The sequence below is a fragment of the Pedobacter sp. UBA4863 genome (genome assembly GCF_002399615.1).
Lineage (GTDB): Bacteria > Bacteroidota > Bacteroidia > Sphingobacteriales > Sphingobacteriaceae > Pedobacter.
Genome location: NZ_DHDZ01000038.1, coordinates 164,982 through 181,237, shown reverse-complemented (window position 1 = coordinate 181,237; position 16,256 = coordinate 164,982). Strand labels below are relative to the sequence as shown.

Genomic DNA, 16,256 nt, shown 5'->3' with positions numbered 1-16,256 from the left:
GCGAATAAATCGTATATTTACCGCATCAGGCTTATACTGTGCCGAAAAATTGCTGTTTTTACCGTTTTTTACAAGTCAATTAGCTATGCAATAGCAATGGTCGGTTGTTGCCAAAATAATTTATATATAGGGGCTTAAAATAGGTCGTTTTGTCTCGATTTTATGTGAAACTTGAAGTTTTGCCACAGTTGCCAATGTTATGCACATTTATTCTTTGTTTTTTCTTAATAATTGTTTCAGTAAACTAATAATATAATCAATGTCGTCCAAGGCTGTCAGTTTAATTTCATATGAACCATTTCCCCAATGCCCAATGTTAGAAACATCTCTTGCAATTTTCTTTTGGTCTTGCAAGTCGCCACTTTTGAGGTTTTACAAATATTTTTAAGCCTTCCCCTGTAATACAATGTCGCAGAAAATGTTATTGTTAACTCCCAAAGTTCAATAGGTAAGTCTTTAAAATTTATGGCTCCTCGCTGATAGTTTGTGAACTGTGGCGCAATGAAGATAACTTTTGATTGTGTCCAATCAACGTCTGTCCGCTTTATGCATATATTTTAAAAAGACAGATATAGCTACGTTTAAATCATCCTTTTACAACTAACCTCAATATGACACTCCTCAAACAAATAAATAAAAGATATTTTTGTCTTTTATTTAGAAATACATTTACTTTGTGGTATAAATAATTATCAATGTTTTCAAAAACCTGCGAATATGCTATTAGAGCAATGATCTATATCGCCCAAAAGTCTAAAACTGGCAATAGGGTAGGTATTAAAGAAATTGCTCAAGGGATAGATTCTCCCGAGCATTTTATCGCTAAAATCTTGCAAGATTTGGGTAAGAAAGACTTGGTACAATCTGCCAAAGGCCCCACTGGCGGGTTTTATCACGATGCGCAATCTTTAGAAAAATCGTTGGCTGATGTAGTAAGGGCTATTGACGGCGATAAGATTTTTACTGGCTGCGGGCTAGGCTTGAAACAATGCTCGGAAGACCGTCCCTGCCCAATTCACAACCAGTTTAAAAAGGTAAGAGGAGAAATAAAATTAATGCTAGAAAACGCCAAGGTAGGCGAGCTGTCTGAAGAATTAGAACAGCGCCTAACCTTTTTGAAAAGATAAAAATTTAAACCAATAAAAGATAAAAAGGTATTAATATCCTTATGAATTATTAACGATTTAATTAAGCAACGATGAAAATTACAGAACAAACCATTGTAGGCGAGTTGGTAGCAAAAGATTACCGAGCCGCATCAGTATTTAAAAAAGAAGGAATAGATTTTTGCTGTGCCGGCAATAAAACGATAGGAGATGCTTGTGCAAAAAAAAATATAGATCCTGCGGTTATTATCGAAACCTTGACCGAAGTTACCAATAAAAACAGCAGTGCCGTAGCCGATTATAACTCTTGGCCATTAGATCTATTAGCAGATTATGTAGAAAAGAAACATCATAGGTACGTAGAAGAAAAAATAGTAGAAATTGTGCCTTTCTTAAATAAAGTAGCCCATGTGCACGGTCAAAAACATCCAGAGTTACTAGAAGTACTAGACTTGTTTAGGGGTTGTGTAGAAGAATTAACTGCACACATGCAAAAAGAAGAACAAATTCTTTTCCCATTTGTTAGAAAGATAGCTATGGGAGAACCTGTAGAGGCTCCATTTGGAAGTGTTCAAAATCCAATTAATATGATGATGCACGAACATACTAATGAGGGCGAGCGTTTTAGAAGAATTGCCGCTTTAACAGCGAACTATACGCCACCTGCCGATGCTTGTAATACTTATCGTGTAACTTATGCACTTTTAAAAGAGTTCGAAGAAGATTTGCACTTACATATCCATATCGAAAATAACATTATGTTTCCTAGAGCAATAGCAATGGAAGCTAAAAGTAAGGGTAAAAATCATATTGCAACAGTTTAATTTTTAAGTATAAAAGTAATAGAAATGAAAAAAGTAATGTATTTTTTAGTAGCTGGGATTTTTACAGTTGCCAGCTGCACAAGTAATGAAAAACAAGGCCAAGAAACAGAAACCTCAACCACTGCACCGGTTGAAGAAACTGCTCCGGCAACCCAAGATGCCAATGAAATGGTAATCTCGCTAAATGCAGGTGACGATATGAAATTTGATCTTTCGGAAATTAAAGTGAAGGAAGGTCAGACGGTTAAATTAACATTAACACATACGGGCAAGATGGCTAAAACGGCCATGGGCCATAATTTTGTATTGTTGGCGGCTGGTGTTTCTCTAACCGATTTTGCAAGTAAAGCCATGGGGGCTCAAAGTACAGACTATATTCCTGCGGGTAGCGAAAAAGATATTATTGTACATACCAAGCTTTTGGGTGGTGGCGAATCGGATACAATTGAATTTACAGCGCCAGCCAAAGGAAGCTACGAATTTTTATGTTCGTTTCCAGGGCACTCGGCGTTAATGAAAGGTACTTTCATTGTAGAATAAAATTAGCTTTTTTCAGAATTAAAGGCTATCTTCATCGTTATTGCAAGCTTGCATAATGGTCGTTTGAGATTGTTTTGCAGTCTCGCAATAGCGATTTTTATTAAAACCGTTGCCTATGCAAATAGATTACGATATTTTAATTACCTACGGTGCCGTAGCTAGAAAATTTGTTAAAGGAGAATTCATTTTTTATGAAGATACGGTGCCCTATTATTATTATCAGCTTATTTCTGGAGAGGTGAGGTTATACTCTGCCAATGCCGAAGGCAAGGAGTTGACACAGGGAGTTTTTACTGCTGGGCAAAGCTTTGGTGAGCCTCCTTTGTTGTTAGATAAAATTTATCCGAGTACAGCACAAGCAAATACCGATAGTGTGATCATTAAAATTAAGAAAGAGCATTTTTTTAATCTTCTAAATGATTATCCAGAATTTATGCGCAAAATGATGTATTGTTTTGCCGAGCGAATTTATAATAAGTCGGCATCTATGCGAGTATGGGTTCAGCAAACGCCCGAAGATAAAATTAAGCAATTTCTATCGAATACTAAATCATTTGCCATGGGCGATTGCAATAGTGAGCAACTCTTACCTTATACCAGGCAACAAATTGCAGATTTTACAGGTTTAAGGGTAGAAACAGTGATTAGAACCCTATCGAGAATGAGCAAGGATGGGAAAGTTAAGATAATTAATCACAAGCTGTATTATTAATTTAATGAATAACAGTGTGAAAAAATGGTTTGTTTGGGGCTTGCTAAATTTAGCTTTGGTAGCTCTCTACGGTGCGGTAATGCGCTATAAAATTGCTTTCGATTTTCCTTTTTTAAACCAAAAGAACTTACTGCATGCCCATTCTCATTTTGCTTTTAGCGGTTGGATAAGCCAATTATTGTATGCAGGTTTAATGTTAATTGTTTTTCCGCATTTAGAACAGGCAAGGAAACGGAAATACCATGTGCTTTTGGCTTTAAACCTGATCTTCTCTTTCGGTATGTTAATTGCTTTTACGGTGCAAGGCTACAAAGCAATATCCATAACTTTCTCTACGCTTTCTATTTTCGTAGCTGTGGCTTATGCTTTTGTGTTTATTAAAGACCAACGGTTCTTACCAAAATCACACCCAGCCAAATGTTGGAGTACGGCGGGGTTATTGTTAAATGTATTGTCGGCACTTGGCCCTTTGTTTTTGGCCTATATGATGGCTACAAAAAACATCGATCATAACTTTTACCTTGGCTCGGTTTATTATTATCTGCATTTTCAATACAATGGTTGGTTTTTCTTCGGGAGCATGGCCTTGGTGGCAAACTACTTGCCATCTATTTCGTTGGGCAAATATTTTAACTTCTTTATTTTTACTATAATACCCACTTTTTTCCTTTCTATATTATGGGCAAAACTGCCAAATTGGTTGTACATTATTACTGTTTTAACCACTTTAATACAATTGTTTGCCTGGTTGGCCTTAGCATTTAAGCTCTGGAAATATTTAAAACAGCGGCACGATACATGGATGAGCCTATTTTTCTATATTTCGGCTGCGGCATTAACTTTAAAGTTTAGTTTACAGGCAGTTTCTGTTATCCGCTCTTTAAGCGAGCTTGTTTTTGGGTTTCGCCCAATTGTAATAGCCTATTTGCATTTGGTATTACTTGGCGTTTATAGTATATTTTTATTAGGATTTATGTTTAAACAGAAGATAATTACATCTTCTAAAGGAGCAAAACTAGCGGCATTTGTGTTTTTAGCAGGAGTGTTGTTTAATGAACTGTTTTTGGGCGTTCAGGGCATTGCCTCTTTTGTTTATTTCCCAATTCCCTACATTAACGAACTGTTGTTTGGTGCGGCCATAGTATTGTTAACAGGAGCAATAAGTATGTTTTGTGTAAATATTTATCAGCGTAGCGAGCTGGAAAGTTAAATGCCGCCATACCTGACAAAAGAGCCGAGTATTAGCATGGCTACTCCAATTAATGTTACCGTAATAATGTGTGCGGACATTTCTATTATTTTTTTAGGTTGATTTTTTAGCTTGGGAATAACTCTTTTTTGTGCGCTTATGGCAAGTAATAAAGTGCAGAGTAATAGCAACAGTTTTATAGAGGTTACACGTTCTATGGGCGATGAGAAAGAAAACCATAGGTCTAGCTTAATGCCTAATTGCAAGGCTATTCATAACCAGTAATGCCTAGTAGGAGTAAAGCCGTTATCCCAATGGGTTCGAAACGTTTCTCGCTTAGCAATAATTCCGTACAGTTTTTAGTAGATAATGCTTTGGGTAAAATAGCAATAGCGATGTACAAGTGTCCGCCAACCTAAATGGAGGCCGAAATTAAGTGGATAATTAACAATAGATGATGGCTCATGCTTTAGTTTTTTATTCAGAAATCATTCTTTGTAAAGCTATGTGGTGTAGGTATGGCTATATTTTTCATTTAATAAGCCAATTATTTATATTTTCTGCAACATTACTGCCGCAATAGACTTGGCATGTGCTTTCATTTTTTCTGCATTAGCACCTGAAAATAATTCATTTATGGTTTCATCAAACAACAAGATCCATTTATTAAAGTGTGCTGTTGTAGTGGTGTATTGTTGGTTAATTTTACGATGCGCAATGAGCGGGTTTCCCTCATATTCTCCAGTAAAAAACAGTACGTTTTCCCAAAAAGCACACATTTTTGGGATATGTTGCTCCCAGTTCATAGCTACCACTTTAGAAAAGAAAAAGCCAATTTCATTGTCTGCTTTTATCTTTTCGTAAAATGTTTTTACAACTAGCTCAATATCTTCTTTATTTAAAATATCGGAACGCATTTTTGAAATTTTTAACAGGTCATTACAAATCTTTTTTTCTGAATTTTCTCAATGATATATAGAATGGTAATAGTATCCAAAGAGATAACAATAAGAATGAAACTACTAGTCCCCAATCGCTACCAAATGAATTTTTAAATACAGCTCCGGTATAACCCAACATTGCCGATACATCTAATCTTAATAAAATTAAAATACGAGAAAGGTCTATTGGACTTAATGCGCTTAAAAACACTATTACTTTTTCAATGGGATAATCGGCAAACTGAAAGAAAAGGAACAAAACTAGTCCATCGAACAGTAAGGCAAAATATAGCCATAACATAATGGAGGTACCAATACCCTTGGCTTTGTCTCGGGTAATAATGCTGCTTAAGAATGCCAATGCCACAAATATGACGGATAATAAGGAGCCTACGGCGATCATCATTAATGCAATGTCCCAATTGGTGAAAATTAATAAGGGAATGCCCGCACCAATAACATAGGCCGCAATCATGCTAACAGATAGGCCAGTAAAGAGAGCTTTCCAAATTTTGCTACGTTTTACCGGGTGGCTTACCAATAGTTCAATAAACTCGCCACTGTTATAAATATAGATGGTAGCAAATAGAATGGACATTAAAGGAACGGTAAGCAACACAATATTTAATACGGTTAACAAACCTTTTGAAGCATTGTCTTCTAAACCAAATGAACTCCAAGAGAACAGGGCAAGCATAATGGCATAAGCTATAATGATTTTGTTCTTAAGAATATCTAGTGCTACATATTTTAATATTCGAATCATACGGTTGCCGTTTTTAAAAGGTGTACAATAGAGCGTGCAATAGTTTGTTGCCCGGTGGTGGTTTTAAGGTCTTCTACATTTTTGTGTAAAATGAGTTGGCCTTCTTGCATAAAAATAATTTGACTTACGATGTCTTCTAGCTCGCTTAACAAATGTGAAGTGATGAGAATAAGGCAGCCATTGTTTTTTGCTTCTATTATTTTTGCTTTGAGTATTTCTGAAGCAATAGGGTCGAGACCGGCAGTAGGTTCGTCTAAAATAAGTACTTGTGGCTTAAACAAGAAAGCTAAAGTTGCACTAACTTTTTGTGTGGTTCCGCCACTTAAAGTCCGCATTTTTTTATCTAGCATTTTTGCGAGGGCAAACTGCTCATACAAATCGGTGTCTAGCTGCTGGCTATGGTTACGAATACCTTTGATCATATCTAGCACTTGTCCAATGCTCATGTTTTCTGGATAGCGTCCAATTTGGGGCATATAGCCAATATTAGCTCTGTATTCGGTATTGTCTTTAATATTTTTGCCATCAAAAATAATATCGCCACCACTGGGTAAAACCATGCCTAGTATGGCTTTTATTAAGGTGGTTTTGCCGCACCCGTTTGGGCCTATGAGAGCTATACATTCTCCTTTGTTAAGCTGTAAATTAAGGTTGTCTAATGCTTTAAGCTTACCAAAATTCTTCGATATATTCTTTACTTCAATCATAGGTTATAGGGGCTCATTCTAGGTTTGTTATCTATAAAGTTTTCTGGTGTTAAACTGGGCAGTATTTTTTCAGACTTATCTAAAAGGCTAATCATAAAGCTGCGGTACAATAACATTGCTGGTGGGTTTTTTTCTACAATTACGGCATATAAACTGAGTGGATGATAAGGTACGTCGCCTACTTTATCTTTATCTAAATCATAACCTTCATATTTGTCCCAGTAGTTTTGGTAAAACTCGTTAAGTGTTAACGAACCGTTGGTGGTTACATCAAAGGTATTGCCTATAAAATCATTATGGGCAATAAGGTTATCCATGCAATTGGCCTGCAAACGCATACCCCAGCCATTATTTAAAAATAAGTTTCGTTCTGCTTTAATACGGTTACTGCCATCTAAAAATATACCTGTGGTATTTCTAATAAACCTGTTTCCAGAAAGATAGCAATCGCTTAGTTCTTTAAATAAAACCCCATAAGCGGCATCGCCCCAGTTTTCTTCAAAAGTATTGTTCATCATGGTTACTTTTTTGGTGAACATTACGGCTACACCAGCACCATTGTTTTTAAAGTAGTTGGTAATGTAGGCGTTGTTGTGCGAAAACATAAAGTGCAGTCCGTAGCGTAGGTTATATTTTGCAATGTTTCTCCAAATTACAGAATGGGTTACAAACTCGAAATAAATACCATCGCGATGACCTTCTATTTTGTTGCCAATCACTTGTAAACTGTCGCTTTTCCAGCAGTGAACGCCATTTCCAGATCGGTTTTCCTCTTTTTGCGAGGCACTAATTACATTGTTCTTAATAACACAGTTAACGGCATATTGTAGGTAAATACCAAAATAGTTGTTGATAAGGATGTTCTTTTCAATAGTTACATTCTTAGCATCGTAAATTTTGATGCCGCCCGGATCGCTCATGGTTGTTCGTCCAGAATTTTGGATGCGAAAACCATTAATGCTAACATTACTGCTTTTTATCGAAAGAATTTCATGTTTTAACTCACCATCAAGTATGGGGTAGTTTTCACCTAAAAGAACTACAGACTTGTCTATAATGATATTGCCTTCTTTATAAAGTCCGCTGGTTACCATAATGGTATCTCCGTTTTTACTAGCGGCCAATGCTTTTTTAATTTGTGCATAGGCCTTGTTTTTGCCTACGTAAATGGTAGTAGCATAGCCATATTCATTTGTAAACAAGCACGTAATGAATAATAGAAAACAATATTTAATGATGCTGCATTTCATCGTGTTTATGCCCTCCTTCAGTTTGAACAGTGTTGTTTAAATCTTTCCATTCAACAATATCTGTTTGATTTTTACTGGCATAGGCTGCCGCAGTTTTTTGCTCAGCAAATGCAGCTACATTGCCGCCCATTGGGCTACGCAGGGTTTCGCTTTTTACAAAGTAGGCACTTTTAGCATCTATTAGCGCTTTGTTTGCCGAGAAATTTGCGATATAATAGTTCTTTACTGGTACTTCTTTGTTGGTCTGGTCGTACTGCAATAAACATTGTAAATCATCAAACTTGTAAACTCTACCTTTAACCGTAATAAGCTGGGCCGCAAAACGACTTTCTGAAATGGTCATCTTGCAAAATTCGCAGGCATCACGGTTGTAATTGATTGGTTCTGGGCCTTCATTTCCGCAAGAGATAAAAAATAAAACAACCGTAAGTAGGATTGAAATAGTGTTTTTCATATTATTTACGAACTTTTTTTATTTCCATAAATGAAGCGATAACTAATAATACTCCTGCTGCTACAAATAACCAACCGCCAATATTGGGAATGGAATAGGCACCGAAATTGAGCAGTTGTTTAAAGCCTATAAGTGGAGGCTGATACGCCATGCCAGGCACTTTAATCGCTGCATTGGGATCGAGGTTATGTCCATAATCGTACTCCCATAACCAAAAATCTACCATGGCTACAACGCCAAACAGTACAAAAGCACCCAGTACATAGTATAGCATTTTTCTGCTAGCTATTTTAGCGGTTAGTAAAAACAATAGTGCATAAAAGGTAATAATGTAGGGTAGTATAGTAAATTCAATAAAATCTTCAGTATGTAAAGTTTTCATCCCGATGTAATGGTTTAGCCCATTAATAATATCCACATCGCCGGCAATTTTATTCGCCCATATCTTTAAACTTAAACCTTCGGGATATTGTGGCGCATCGAGATAAATGCTCCAAATAGGCACAAATAGCGAAATCACTAAAAAAACAGCCGCAGTGATTAAAAGTATTTTTGAAAACGGAGTAATAGAGTTATTTTCCATGATTAAATATGTGATTTATAGCCTGTATCGACTAGTATAGTACAAAGGTATTAACTGGCCTAGTAAGGAATTATGATTTCAATCATATTATTATTTGAATAATAGCCTTAGATTTGCCTTCGTTAGTAAGATCTATCAGGTTAAAATGTTGGTATTACGCAGGTCAGTGGCTTTTCTTTTACTTTTTGTAATGCTATTTTGCATTGCCAAAAATAGTACTATGTATGCCTTTTATATGTTAAATACTGACGCTTTTATTTCGCTTTTTTGTGAGAATAAAGCGAAGCCACTTTTAAAGTGTAATGGCAAGTGCCAATTGGCAAAAATAGCCAAGGAACAGCAAAAAGAGGAAGCCGAAAAGGTGTTGTTAAATTTACAAAAAGAAGTACTTTGGTTTTTTCAATATAATGATATGGCCGATTGTATGACACTTTTTGCAACACCTCACTCCACTTTGTCGGCTCTGCTTACCAATCATTACACCCATCTATACTTTTTTAGAGATGATAAACCACCACAATTTTTAAGCTGATTCTAAACTGGTAAATGTGTCTGGTGCTTTTGTGCCGACCAACCTAATTTCTTATCGATCACTTTAAAAAAAGTACAATGAACTTTCTAAAATATACTGGTATAATGATACTGGTAATCTTTGCTATGTCTTGCAAAAAAGATAGCAACATCAATAATACCGACGAAACAGCTAACCTAACTTTGGTAAAAACCATTACCAATGGTACGCATAACATTAATTTATATACTGAAAATGGCAAACTGCAAGTAGGCTACAACAAAATTTTTCTTCAGCTAAAAAATACTGATGGCAGTCTGATAGATAATGCCCAAGTGAGTTGGCGCCCTTTAATGCACATGATGAGTATGCAACATGCCTGCCCGTATTCAACCATTGGCAAAGTTGCGGGCAAAACAGCACTTTACGAGGGGTATCTTGTTTTTCAAATGGCTGGCAATGCCAATGAATATTGGGAACTGAATTTTGATTATACCATTGGTAATACGGCATATAGCGCTAACACCAAAATAGAAGTTACCGAAGCCGCAAAACGTAATCTGGTATCATTTGTTGGTACAGACAATGTTAGATATATCATTGCCATGGTAGCTCCCAAAAATCCAAAAGTAGCTACAAACGATATGCAGGCCATGATATTTAAAATGCAGGATATGCTAACGTTCCCAATAATGGATGGCTATACCCTAAAAATAGATCCACGTATGCCAGGTATGGGCAATCATGGTTCGCCAAATAATGTACACTTGACCCAAAGTGGTGCAGACAAAACCTATTATGGCAAACTTAGTCTTACTATGACAGGTTATTGGAAAATTAATTTGCAACTGGCCAATGCAATTGGAACTATTGTTAAGGGCGAAGAAGTAAGCGGTACTAATGAAAGCAGTTCGATTTATTTCGAGGTAGAGTTTTAAACAATTACTATCATCTTATTCAAACTAAGTTATATCATCATTTCGGCCGTAGGGAGAAATCTGTTTTGAAGTACTATTGAACTTAAAGATTTCTCCTCCTCGTAAACTCATTGTCGAAATGACGACCAACTTGGTGCTTCATAACCTTATTTACATCCTTATGAAAAGATTTTCAAAATATACATTCGTATTTATATTGGCGCCTTTTAGCGTTTATGCCCAGCAAGAAAACCCAATTGATAGTTTAAAGCAGATACAATTATCTAGCGTGGTAATTGTTGGCCAACAGCACGTTGCCAATAAAAAAGTTAAGGTGCTATCTTCGCTAGATAGTTACTTGGAATCAAATAGTGCCATAAATATGATAAAACGTGGTGCTTACGCTTGGGAGCCACTGCTTAACGGCATGGCTACAGAGCGTTCGGTAGTTACTATTGATGGGATGCGTATTTATGGCGCATGTACCGACAAAATGGATCCAGTAACTTCTTACGTGGAAATTACCAACCTTAGCCGGGCCAATATCCATAGTGGGCAGTCTGGCGCTGCAAATGGAGCTACCATTGCAGGTAGTGTTGATTTGGTAAGGCGACAATCTGGCTTTGGTAATAAAGCTTTTAGAGGCAGTGTTTTTAGCGGGATAGAAACCTCCAACTTGCAAAAAATAGCAGGATCAGCATTACAATATAGTTCAGAAAATTTTTTTACCGATGTTGATATTACCTATCGAGATGCCAACAATTACAAAGCAGGTGGTGGCAAGGAGGTGCTGTATTCGCAATTTACCAAATACAATTTATCGGCCATAAGCGGCTATAAAATAGATACACATCAACAACTTACTGCTTCAATTATTTACGATAGGGCATTAAATGTAGGTTATCCGGCATTGCCGATGGATGTTTCTTTGGCGAAAGCCTTGATAACTTCTGTGCAGTACGACCGACATTTGGAGCGGGCAGTAGCCGATTATTGGCAAACCAAGCTGTATTACAATGAGGTTACACATATTATGGACGATACCAAACGCCCCATTGTACCCATTAGAATGGATATGCCCGGATGGACAAAAACTGCCGGTTATTACTCAAAACTAAGTGGTGAACTAAGCCACCATACATGGACGGCAAACCTCTCGGGACATTATAACAAATCGGTGGCGGAAATGACCATGTTTTCTAATGATCCCAACGAAAAAGATATGTTTATGCTTACCTGGCCAGGCCTACAAACTTTGTACAACGGTTTGTTTTTGGAAGATAAATTTCATATAAATGAACACTGGAACGCCTTGTTTACTTTAGGTTCGGCATTGCATTATAATTACGTAGAAAGCAATTTTGGTTACGAGAGTTTAAAGATTTTTTATCCGCAAATGCAGCGTAGCAAAGCCCGATGGCTAAAAAATGGTGCAATTAAAATGAACTATAATAAGCAAAAATGGCAGCTAAGTTTTGGTACAGGTTATGGTGAGAGGGCTCCATCAGTATCTGAAGGGTATGGCTTTTATTTGTTTAACAGTTCTGATAAATACGATTATATGGGCAATCCCCACATGGTCAATGAAAAATCTTTAGAGTTTAATGCTTCGGCATCGTTTACCACTCCAATGTTTTTTATAAAGGCACAAACCAATTATTTCAGGATTTTTAATTACATCATCGGTATCAGTCGTCCCGATTATATCCCGATGACCATTGGCGCAAACGGTATAAAAATATATGGACAATTGCCAGCGGCCACCATTTTTAATGCAAGTGTATTGTTTGGCTCTCCAATTGCCGATGGATTGCAATGGACGGGTAAGATGATTTACCGAAAAGGCAGTTCTGGAAATTTAAACCTGCCACAAATACAACCTTTTGGTTATGGTGCAACCTTAAAATATCAGTACCAAAAATATATTGCAGAAATAGGAATGGATGGCGCATTGGCACAGACAAAATATAGCCCCGCTTTTGGCGAAACACCTGCCGGAGCTTATACGGTTTTCAATATAGCAGTAGCTAAACAGTTTGATTTTGCCAAACAAAAGCTGGTTTTAAAAGCAGGGGTAGAAAACCTTTTAGACCGTTATTACAGTACTTTTGCCGATTGGAACAGGGTGCCGAGAATGGGGAGAAATGTTTTTGTAAATGTGGTTTATGGGTTTTAGAACTTCTCAACATACTGGGTTATCCTATCTATAAGCAGGTTAAATTCGAGTTGTTTGTTATAGTAAAGAGCGACCAAATTAAAAATAAGTGTTTACTGCAAATTCATACTGTTCTTTAAACATATCTTTTAGTGCGCTTATGTTATTCTGCTCGTAGAACAAAAGCATTGCTTTCTTATATGCTATGGAGTCGACTGTTCTGAACGACAATGGGCAGTAACCATGTGCAATTAATACCGCATTACTAATTATACGTGCCGTACGCTTATTTCCATCCACAAAAGGCTGGATATAAGATAGAAGGACAAGGGTTAATAATGCTTTTTCAAAAACATTATTTTTGTTGTTCACCAATTTACACATTTCGTTCAATGCGTCCCTAATCTGATGTTCGTTATCAAGAGGTACATAGTTGGTTCCGGATATCCCCACCCGCCTTTGCCTAATATTACGCTCAACACCGAGATCTTTAATCAGGATGCTGTGAATGTCCTCTATTCCCGAAATACCCAATGGAACAACATAATCTGGGGTTGCTATTATAAAGTTAATAGCTTCTTTGTGATTCAGTAACATGGTTGCATCGTCTTTTGGTTTGCCAGCAGCTGTTTCTTTTTCCTTTAACAGGCGTTCGGTTTCCAAAAGCGAATAGGTATTTCCCTCTATCTGAGAAGATTTCCAACTTAGGTCAATAGCAAGTCGGTCGAGCTCTTTATTATATGCTACGTCTGATAAATGGGCAACATTCTCCTTAAACCGATGTTGTAGTAACTGCAACTGATTTTCTTCTGTATCGGTAAAGAGCTGAATATCGTTCAGTATATTTGGAATTAATGCTAAATTGAAAAGGTTAAGTATTCGCCTTTCATCTACCTCTTTTTTGAAATATTCATCTATGTTAATTGGGTAAATTATTTCATAAGAAGGGCTTATAAAATATTTTGTGCCTTTTAATTTCCCTTTAGCAACCACCATTTTGGCTGTAACAAGTTTTGACAACATTCGCTTTAGGGAGGCGTATCCGATTTCTAAACCTAAGCCTTTATGTATCTCACTTGAGGAACTTGCAGGATGCTCTTTTATATATTGGAGTACTTTGTTTTTTTGTTCCATACATTAACATACTTAATTTATAGCTCAATACAATAACAAATATAGCTCAATATTAGGATAAAATGAGCTATATTTTAATAATAAGTGAGCTATAACTACAGGGAATTATATAGGTTTTTAAGTTAACGATTGCCAAGAATGGGGAGAAATGTTTTTGTAAATGTGGTTTATGGGTTTTAAAAAGTTTGTTTTGCTTTTTGATTATTTACTGTAAAACAGTCAAATTTAAAAATAATTAACTTTAGTTAAGTTTATGCAATCACACTATCTCCAACTCTTAAAGTATCTTTCTTCTTTTGAACTCTCTTTAATTAGCTATTAGAGAATGAAAGAGGTTTTATGTTTATCAACCGGGCGGAAAAGGTAGAAAGACGCAAGCTCTTTTTTTGCAGTTGTGTCTTAGTATATCGCATTACGCTTCAACGCAAAAAAAAGCGGCATGCCGATAGGCAGTGCCGCTTTCACTTATGTTCAAATTTGGTTTTGTTCTTATTTCGCAGATTTTTTATCGCCCAAGCCAAACTTAATAGGGACGTTACTGTTTTTAGGCGATACCCTTACGTATCCAGACATTTCTTGGTGTAGGGCAGAACAGAAGTCTGTACAGTAAATTGGGAACATTCCAATACGGTCTGGCACCCATTTTAAGGTCAGTGTTTCTCCTGGCATAATCAGTAATTCGCCATTGTTAGCTCCTTTAACACCAAAGCCGTGTGGCACATCCCAGTCTTGCTCTAGGTTGGTTACGTGGAAATATACCTCGTCTCCAAGTTTAACACCTTCTATATTATCTGGGGCAAAGTGAGAACGGATAGAAGTAAGGTAAACATGTACTTGGTTGCCTTTACGCTCAACTCTAGCTTCGCTTTCAGATTTAGTAGCATAAGGGTGCTTGTTTTTATTAATATCAAAGATTTTTAATTGTTTGTCTTTGAGTAGTTCTGCTGGAACGGCCTGTGCATAATGCGGTTCGCCAATAGTTGGAAAATCTAAGATCAGCTCCATTTTATCGCCACTAATATCAAACAACTGTGCACTTTGAGATAACTCTGGGCCAGTAGGTAAATAACGGTCTTTGGTAATTTTGTTATAAGCTACTAAATATTTACCAAATGGTTTTTTAGTGTTACCACCAGGAACCATTAAGTGACCTACAGAATAATAAGTAGGCTGACGGTCTAAGATTTTTAGATCTTTAATGTTCCATTTCACTATTTCTGATGATACAAAGAAAGAAGTATAAGCATTTCCTTTCGCATCAAACTCGGTATGTAATGGGCCCAAGCCTGGTTTTTGTACTTCGCCATAAAGTGCAGCTTCGTATTTAATTACTGGTAAACCAGCATATTTTTCTTTCTCGAAAGCTTTGCCCGCAATTGCTTTTTGAATTTTATCGTAGCTAAATACTGGTAATAAAGCAGCCAATTTACCACTGCCAACAATGTATTCTCCGGTTGGGTCAACATCGGTGCCGTGTGGCGATTTAGGGCATGGAATAAAATATACTAAATCTGGAAACTCGGTAACATCCAATACGGTTACTTCATTTTTCATGGTAGAAGTAGCAGTATGTGTTTCTTCGTTGAATTTATTGTGAGCATATTTTACCTTTTGTTTTTTGCCTTTACCAGCTTTTACATACTCTTCTGCTTTTTTCCAGTTTACGGCCATGATAAAATCTTTATCTTTTTGCGAAGCATTTACTTCTAACAAAGTGTTGGCCTGTTCTGTATTGTAGCAACTGAAAAAGAACCATCCGGCAGATTTACCTTTGCCAGCACGTGCAAGGTCGAAGTTAATACCTGGAGTTTTTAACTGAAACGCAAGGTTCATCTCGCCGTTGTTTTTATCTACACTTACAAAGCTGATGTGCCCTTTAAAGTTTTCTTTATAGGTATCAATAGGCACATCGCCTTTATCGCCATCTTCCGGAACGCTGAAACGTGTACCAGCTACAATGTATTCAGAGTTTTCGGTGCCAAATGGAGAGCTATGATTGCCCGCACTGTTGGGCAACTCTATAATTTCGGCAGTACGGAAAGTAGTTAAATCTATACGTGCTAAGCGAGGGGTGTTGTTTCCGTTTACAAAAACCCATTTTCCATCGGCTACGCCATCATTCATAGACATTTCTACGTGGTGTAAGTCGTCCCAAGGCACAAAACCATGCGAAGTATTTAACATGGGCTTAGTTTCTTCGCTATAGCCCCAGCCTTTCTCCGGATCTACAGAAAACACTGGAATTACACGTAATAAACGTCCGCTTGGCAAACCATAAACACTTAGCTGTCCGCTAAAGCCACCCGATACGAAATTATAAAACTCATCGTATTTGCCAGGTGCTACATAAGTTTTGGCGGCGGCATCGCCACTTACGGCACTGCCTGCGCCTTTGGGCTTACAAGAACCTAATTGTAGGGCCGCTATTGCTAGCAAACCTACTGCAAGTCTTTTACTGATCATATTT

Annotated in this window: 19 protein-coding genes; 10 read left to right on the top strand and 9 right to left on the bottom strand. The window is 37.0% G+C overall.

Features of this window, described 5'->3' with window-relative positions; translation table 11 throughout:
* Positions 1-207 precede the first annotated feature (207 nt).
* A complete protein-coding gene (locus B3I52_RS09985) occupies positions 208-354 on the bottom strand; it encodes a hypothetical protein (protein WP_293300877.1) in 147 nt (48 codons plus the stop codon).
* A gap of 341 nt (positions 355-695) precedes the next feature.
* On the opposite strand from B3I52_RS09985, the gene B3I52_RS09980 reads away from it, so the two are divergent.
* The 7 genes from B3I52_RS09980 to B3I52_RS09950 all read left to right on the top strand — a co-directional run bounded on the left by B3I52_RS09980 (position 696) and on the right by B3I52_RS09950 (position 4,790).
* Positions 696-1,127 (top strand): RrF2 family transcriptional regulator, encoded by a 432-nt coding sequence (locus tag B3I52_RS09980; RefSeq protein ID WP_293300876.1) that lies wholly within the window; start codon positions 696-698, stop codon positions 1,125-1,127.
* A gap of 71 nt (positions 1,128-1,198) precedes the next feature.
* Positions 1,199-1,930 (top strand): iron-sulfur cluster repair di-iron protein, encoded by a 732-nt coding sequence (ric, locus tag B3I52_RS09975; RefSeq protein WP_293300874.1) that lies wholly within the window; start codon positions 1,199-1,201, stop codon positions 1,928-1,930.
* Between the two features lie 24 nt (positions 1,931-1,954).
* On the top strand, positions 1,955-2,470 hold the full coding sequence (locus B3I52_RS09970) for an azurin (protein ID WP_293300872.1): 516 nt from the start codon (positions 1,955-1,957) through the stop codon (positions 2,468-2,470).
* Between the two features lie 115 nt (positions 2,471-2,585).
* Entirely contained in the window at positions 2,586-3,182 is a 597-nt protein-coding gene (locus B3I52_RS09965; RefSeq protein ID WP_293300870.1) for a Crp/Fnr family transcriptional regulator, read from the top strand.
* Between the two features lie 4 nt (positions 3,183-3,186).
* On the top strand, positions 3,187-4,392 hold the full coding sequence (locus tag B3I52_RS09960; RefSeq protein ID WP_293300868.1) for a hypothetical protein: 1,206 nt from the start codon (positions 3,187-3,189) through the stop codon (positions 4,390-4,392).
* 138 nt (positions 4,393-4,530) lie between these two features.
* Positions 4,531-4,656, top strand: a complete 126-nt coding sequence (locus B3I52_RS09955) for a hypothetical protein (RefSeq protein WP_293300867.1) — start codon at positions 4,531-4,533, stop codon at positions 4,654-4,656.
* Positions 4,656-4,790, top strand: a complete 135-nt coding sequence (locus B3I52_RS09950) for a hypothetical protein (RefSeq protein WP_293300865.1) — start codon at positions 4,656-4,658, stop codon at positions 4,788-4,790. Before B3I52_RS09955 ends, B3I52_RS09950 begins: the two co-directional genes overlap by 1 nt.
* Before the next feature lie 132 nt (positions 4,791-4,922).
* On the opposite strand, the gene B3I52_RS09945 is transcribed toward B3I52_RS09950, so the two are convergent.
* From B3I52_RS09945 to B3I52_RS09920, 6 genes are read right to left on the bottom strand one after another with little or no spacing between them, the layout of a single operon-like run.
* Positions 4,923-5,288, bottom strand: a complete 366-nt coding sequence (locus tag B3I52_RS09945; protein WP_293300863.1) for a group III truncated hemoglobin — start codon at positions 5,286-5,288, stop codon at positions 4,923-4,925.
* 22 nt (positions 5,289-5,310) lie between these two features.
* On the bottom strand, positions 5,311-6,078 hold the full coding sequence (locus B3I52_RS09940; RefSeq protein ID WP_293300861.1) for an ABC transporter permease: 768 nt from the start codon (positions 6,076-6,078) through the stop codon (positions 5,311-5,313).
* Positions 6,075-6,785: an ABC transporter ATP-binding protein gene (locus B3I52_RS09935; RefSeq protein WP_293300859.1), complete on the bottom strand. Its 711-nt coding sequence runs from the start codon at positions 6,783-6,785 to the stop codon at positions 6,075-6,077. Before B3I52_RS09935 ends, B3I52_RS09940 begins: the two co-directional genes overlap by 4 nt.
* Entirely contained in the window at positions 6,782-8,035 is a 1,254-nt protein-coding gene (locus B3I52_RS09930; RefSeq protein WP_293300857.1) for a nitrous oxide reductase family maturation protein NosD, read from the bottom strand. Before B3I52_RS09930 ends, B3I52_RS09935 begins: the two co-directional genes overlap by 4 nt.
* Entirely contained in the window at positions 8,016-8,489 is a 474-nt protein-coding gene (locus tag B3I52_RS09925) for a nitrous oxide reductase accessory protein NosL (protein WP_293300855.1), read from the bottom strand. The genes B3I52_RS09930 and B3I52_RS09925 overlap by 20 nt, the downstream gene beginning before the upstream one ends.
* Position 8,490: 1 nt before the next feature.
* A complete protein-coding gene (locus B3I52_RS09920; RefSeq protein WP_293300853.1) occupies positions 8,491-9,072 on the bottom strand; it encodes a hypothetical protein in 582 nt (193 codons plus the stop codon).
* 220 nt (positions 9,073-9,292) lie between these two features.
* On the opposite strand from B3I52_RS09920, the gene B3I52_RS09915 reads away from it, so the two are divergent.
* The 3 genes from B3I52_RS09915 (at position 9,293) to B3I52_RS09905 (ending at position 12,676) form a co-directional block, all read left to right on the top strand.
* Positions 9,293-9,604: a hypothetical protein gene (locus tag B3I52_RS09915; RefSeq protein ID WP_293300851.1), complete on the top strand. Its 312-nt coding sequence runs from the start codon at positions 9,293-9,295 to the stop codon at positions 9,602-9,604.
* 104 nt (positions 9,605-9,708) lie between these two features.
* Positions 9,709-10,521: a hypothetical protein gene (locus tag B3I52_RS09910; protein ID WP_293300849.1), complete on the top strand. Its 813-nt coding sequence runs from the start codon at positions 9,709-9,711 to the stop codon at positions 10,519-10,521.
* A gap of 160 nt (positions 10,522-10,681) precedes the next feature.
* Complete coding sequence (locus B3I52_RS09905) at positions 10,682-12,676, top strand: TonB-dependent receptor plug domain-containing protein (protein ID WP_293300847.1); 1,995 nt, start codon at positions 10,682-10,684, stop codon at positions 12,674-12,676.
* Between the two features lie 78 nt (positions 12,677-12,754).
* On the opposite strand, the gene B3I52_RS09900 is transcribed toward B3I52_RS09905, so the two are convergent.
* Both B3I52_RS09900 and nosZ read right to left on the bottom strand, forming a co-directional pair.
* Positions 12,755-13,789, bottom strand: coding sequence for a Fic family protein (locus B3I52_RS09900; RefSeq protein WP_293300845.1), 1,035 nt, complete (start codon positions 13,787-13,789; stop codon positions 12,755-12,757).
* A 489-nt stretch (positions 13,790-14,278) separates the two neighbouring features.
* Positions 14,279-16,252, bottom strand: coding sequence for a Sec-dependent nitrous-oxide reductase (nosZ, locus tag B3I52_RS09895; RefSeq protein WP_293300843.1), 1,974 nt, complete (start codon positions 16,250-16,252; stop codon positions 14,279-14,281).
* Positions 16,253-16,256: the final 4 nt, after the last annotated feature.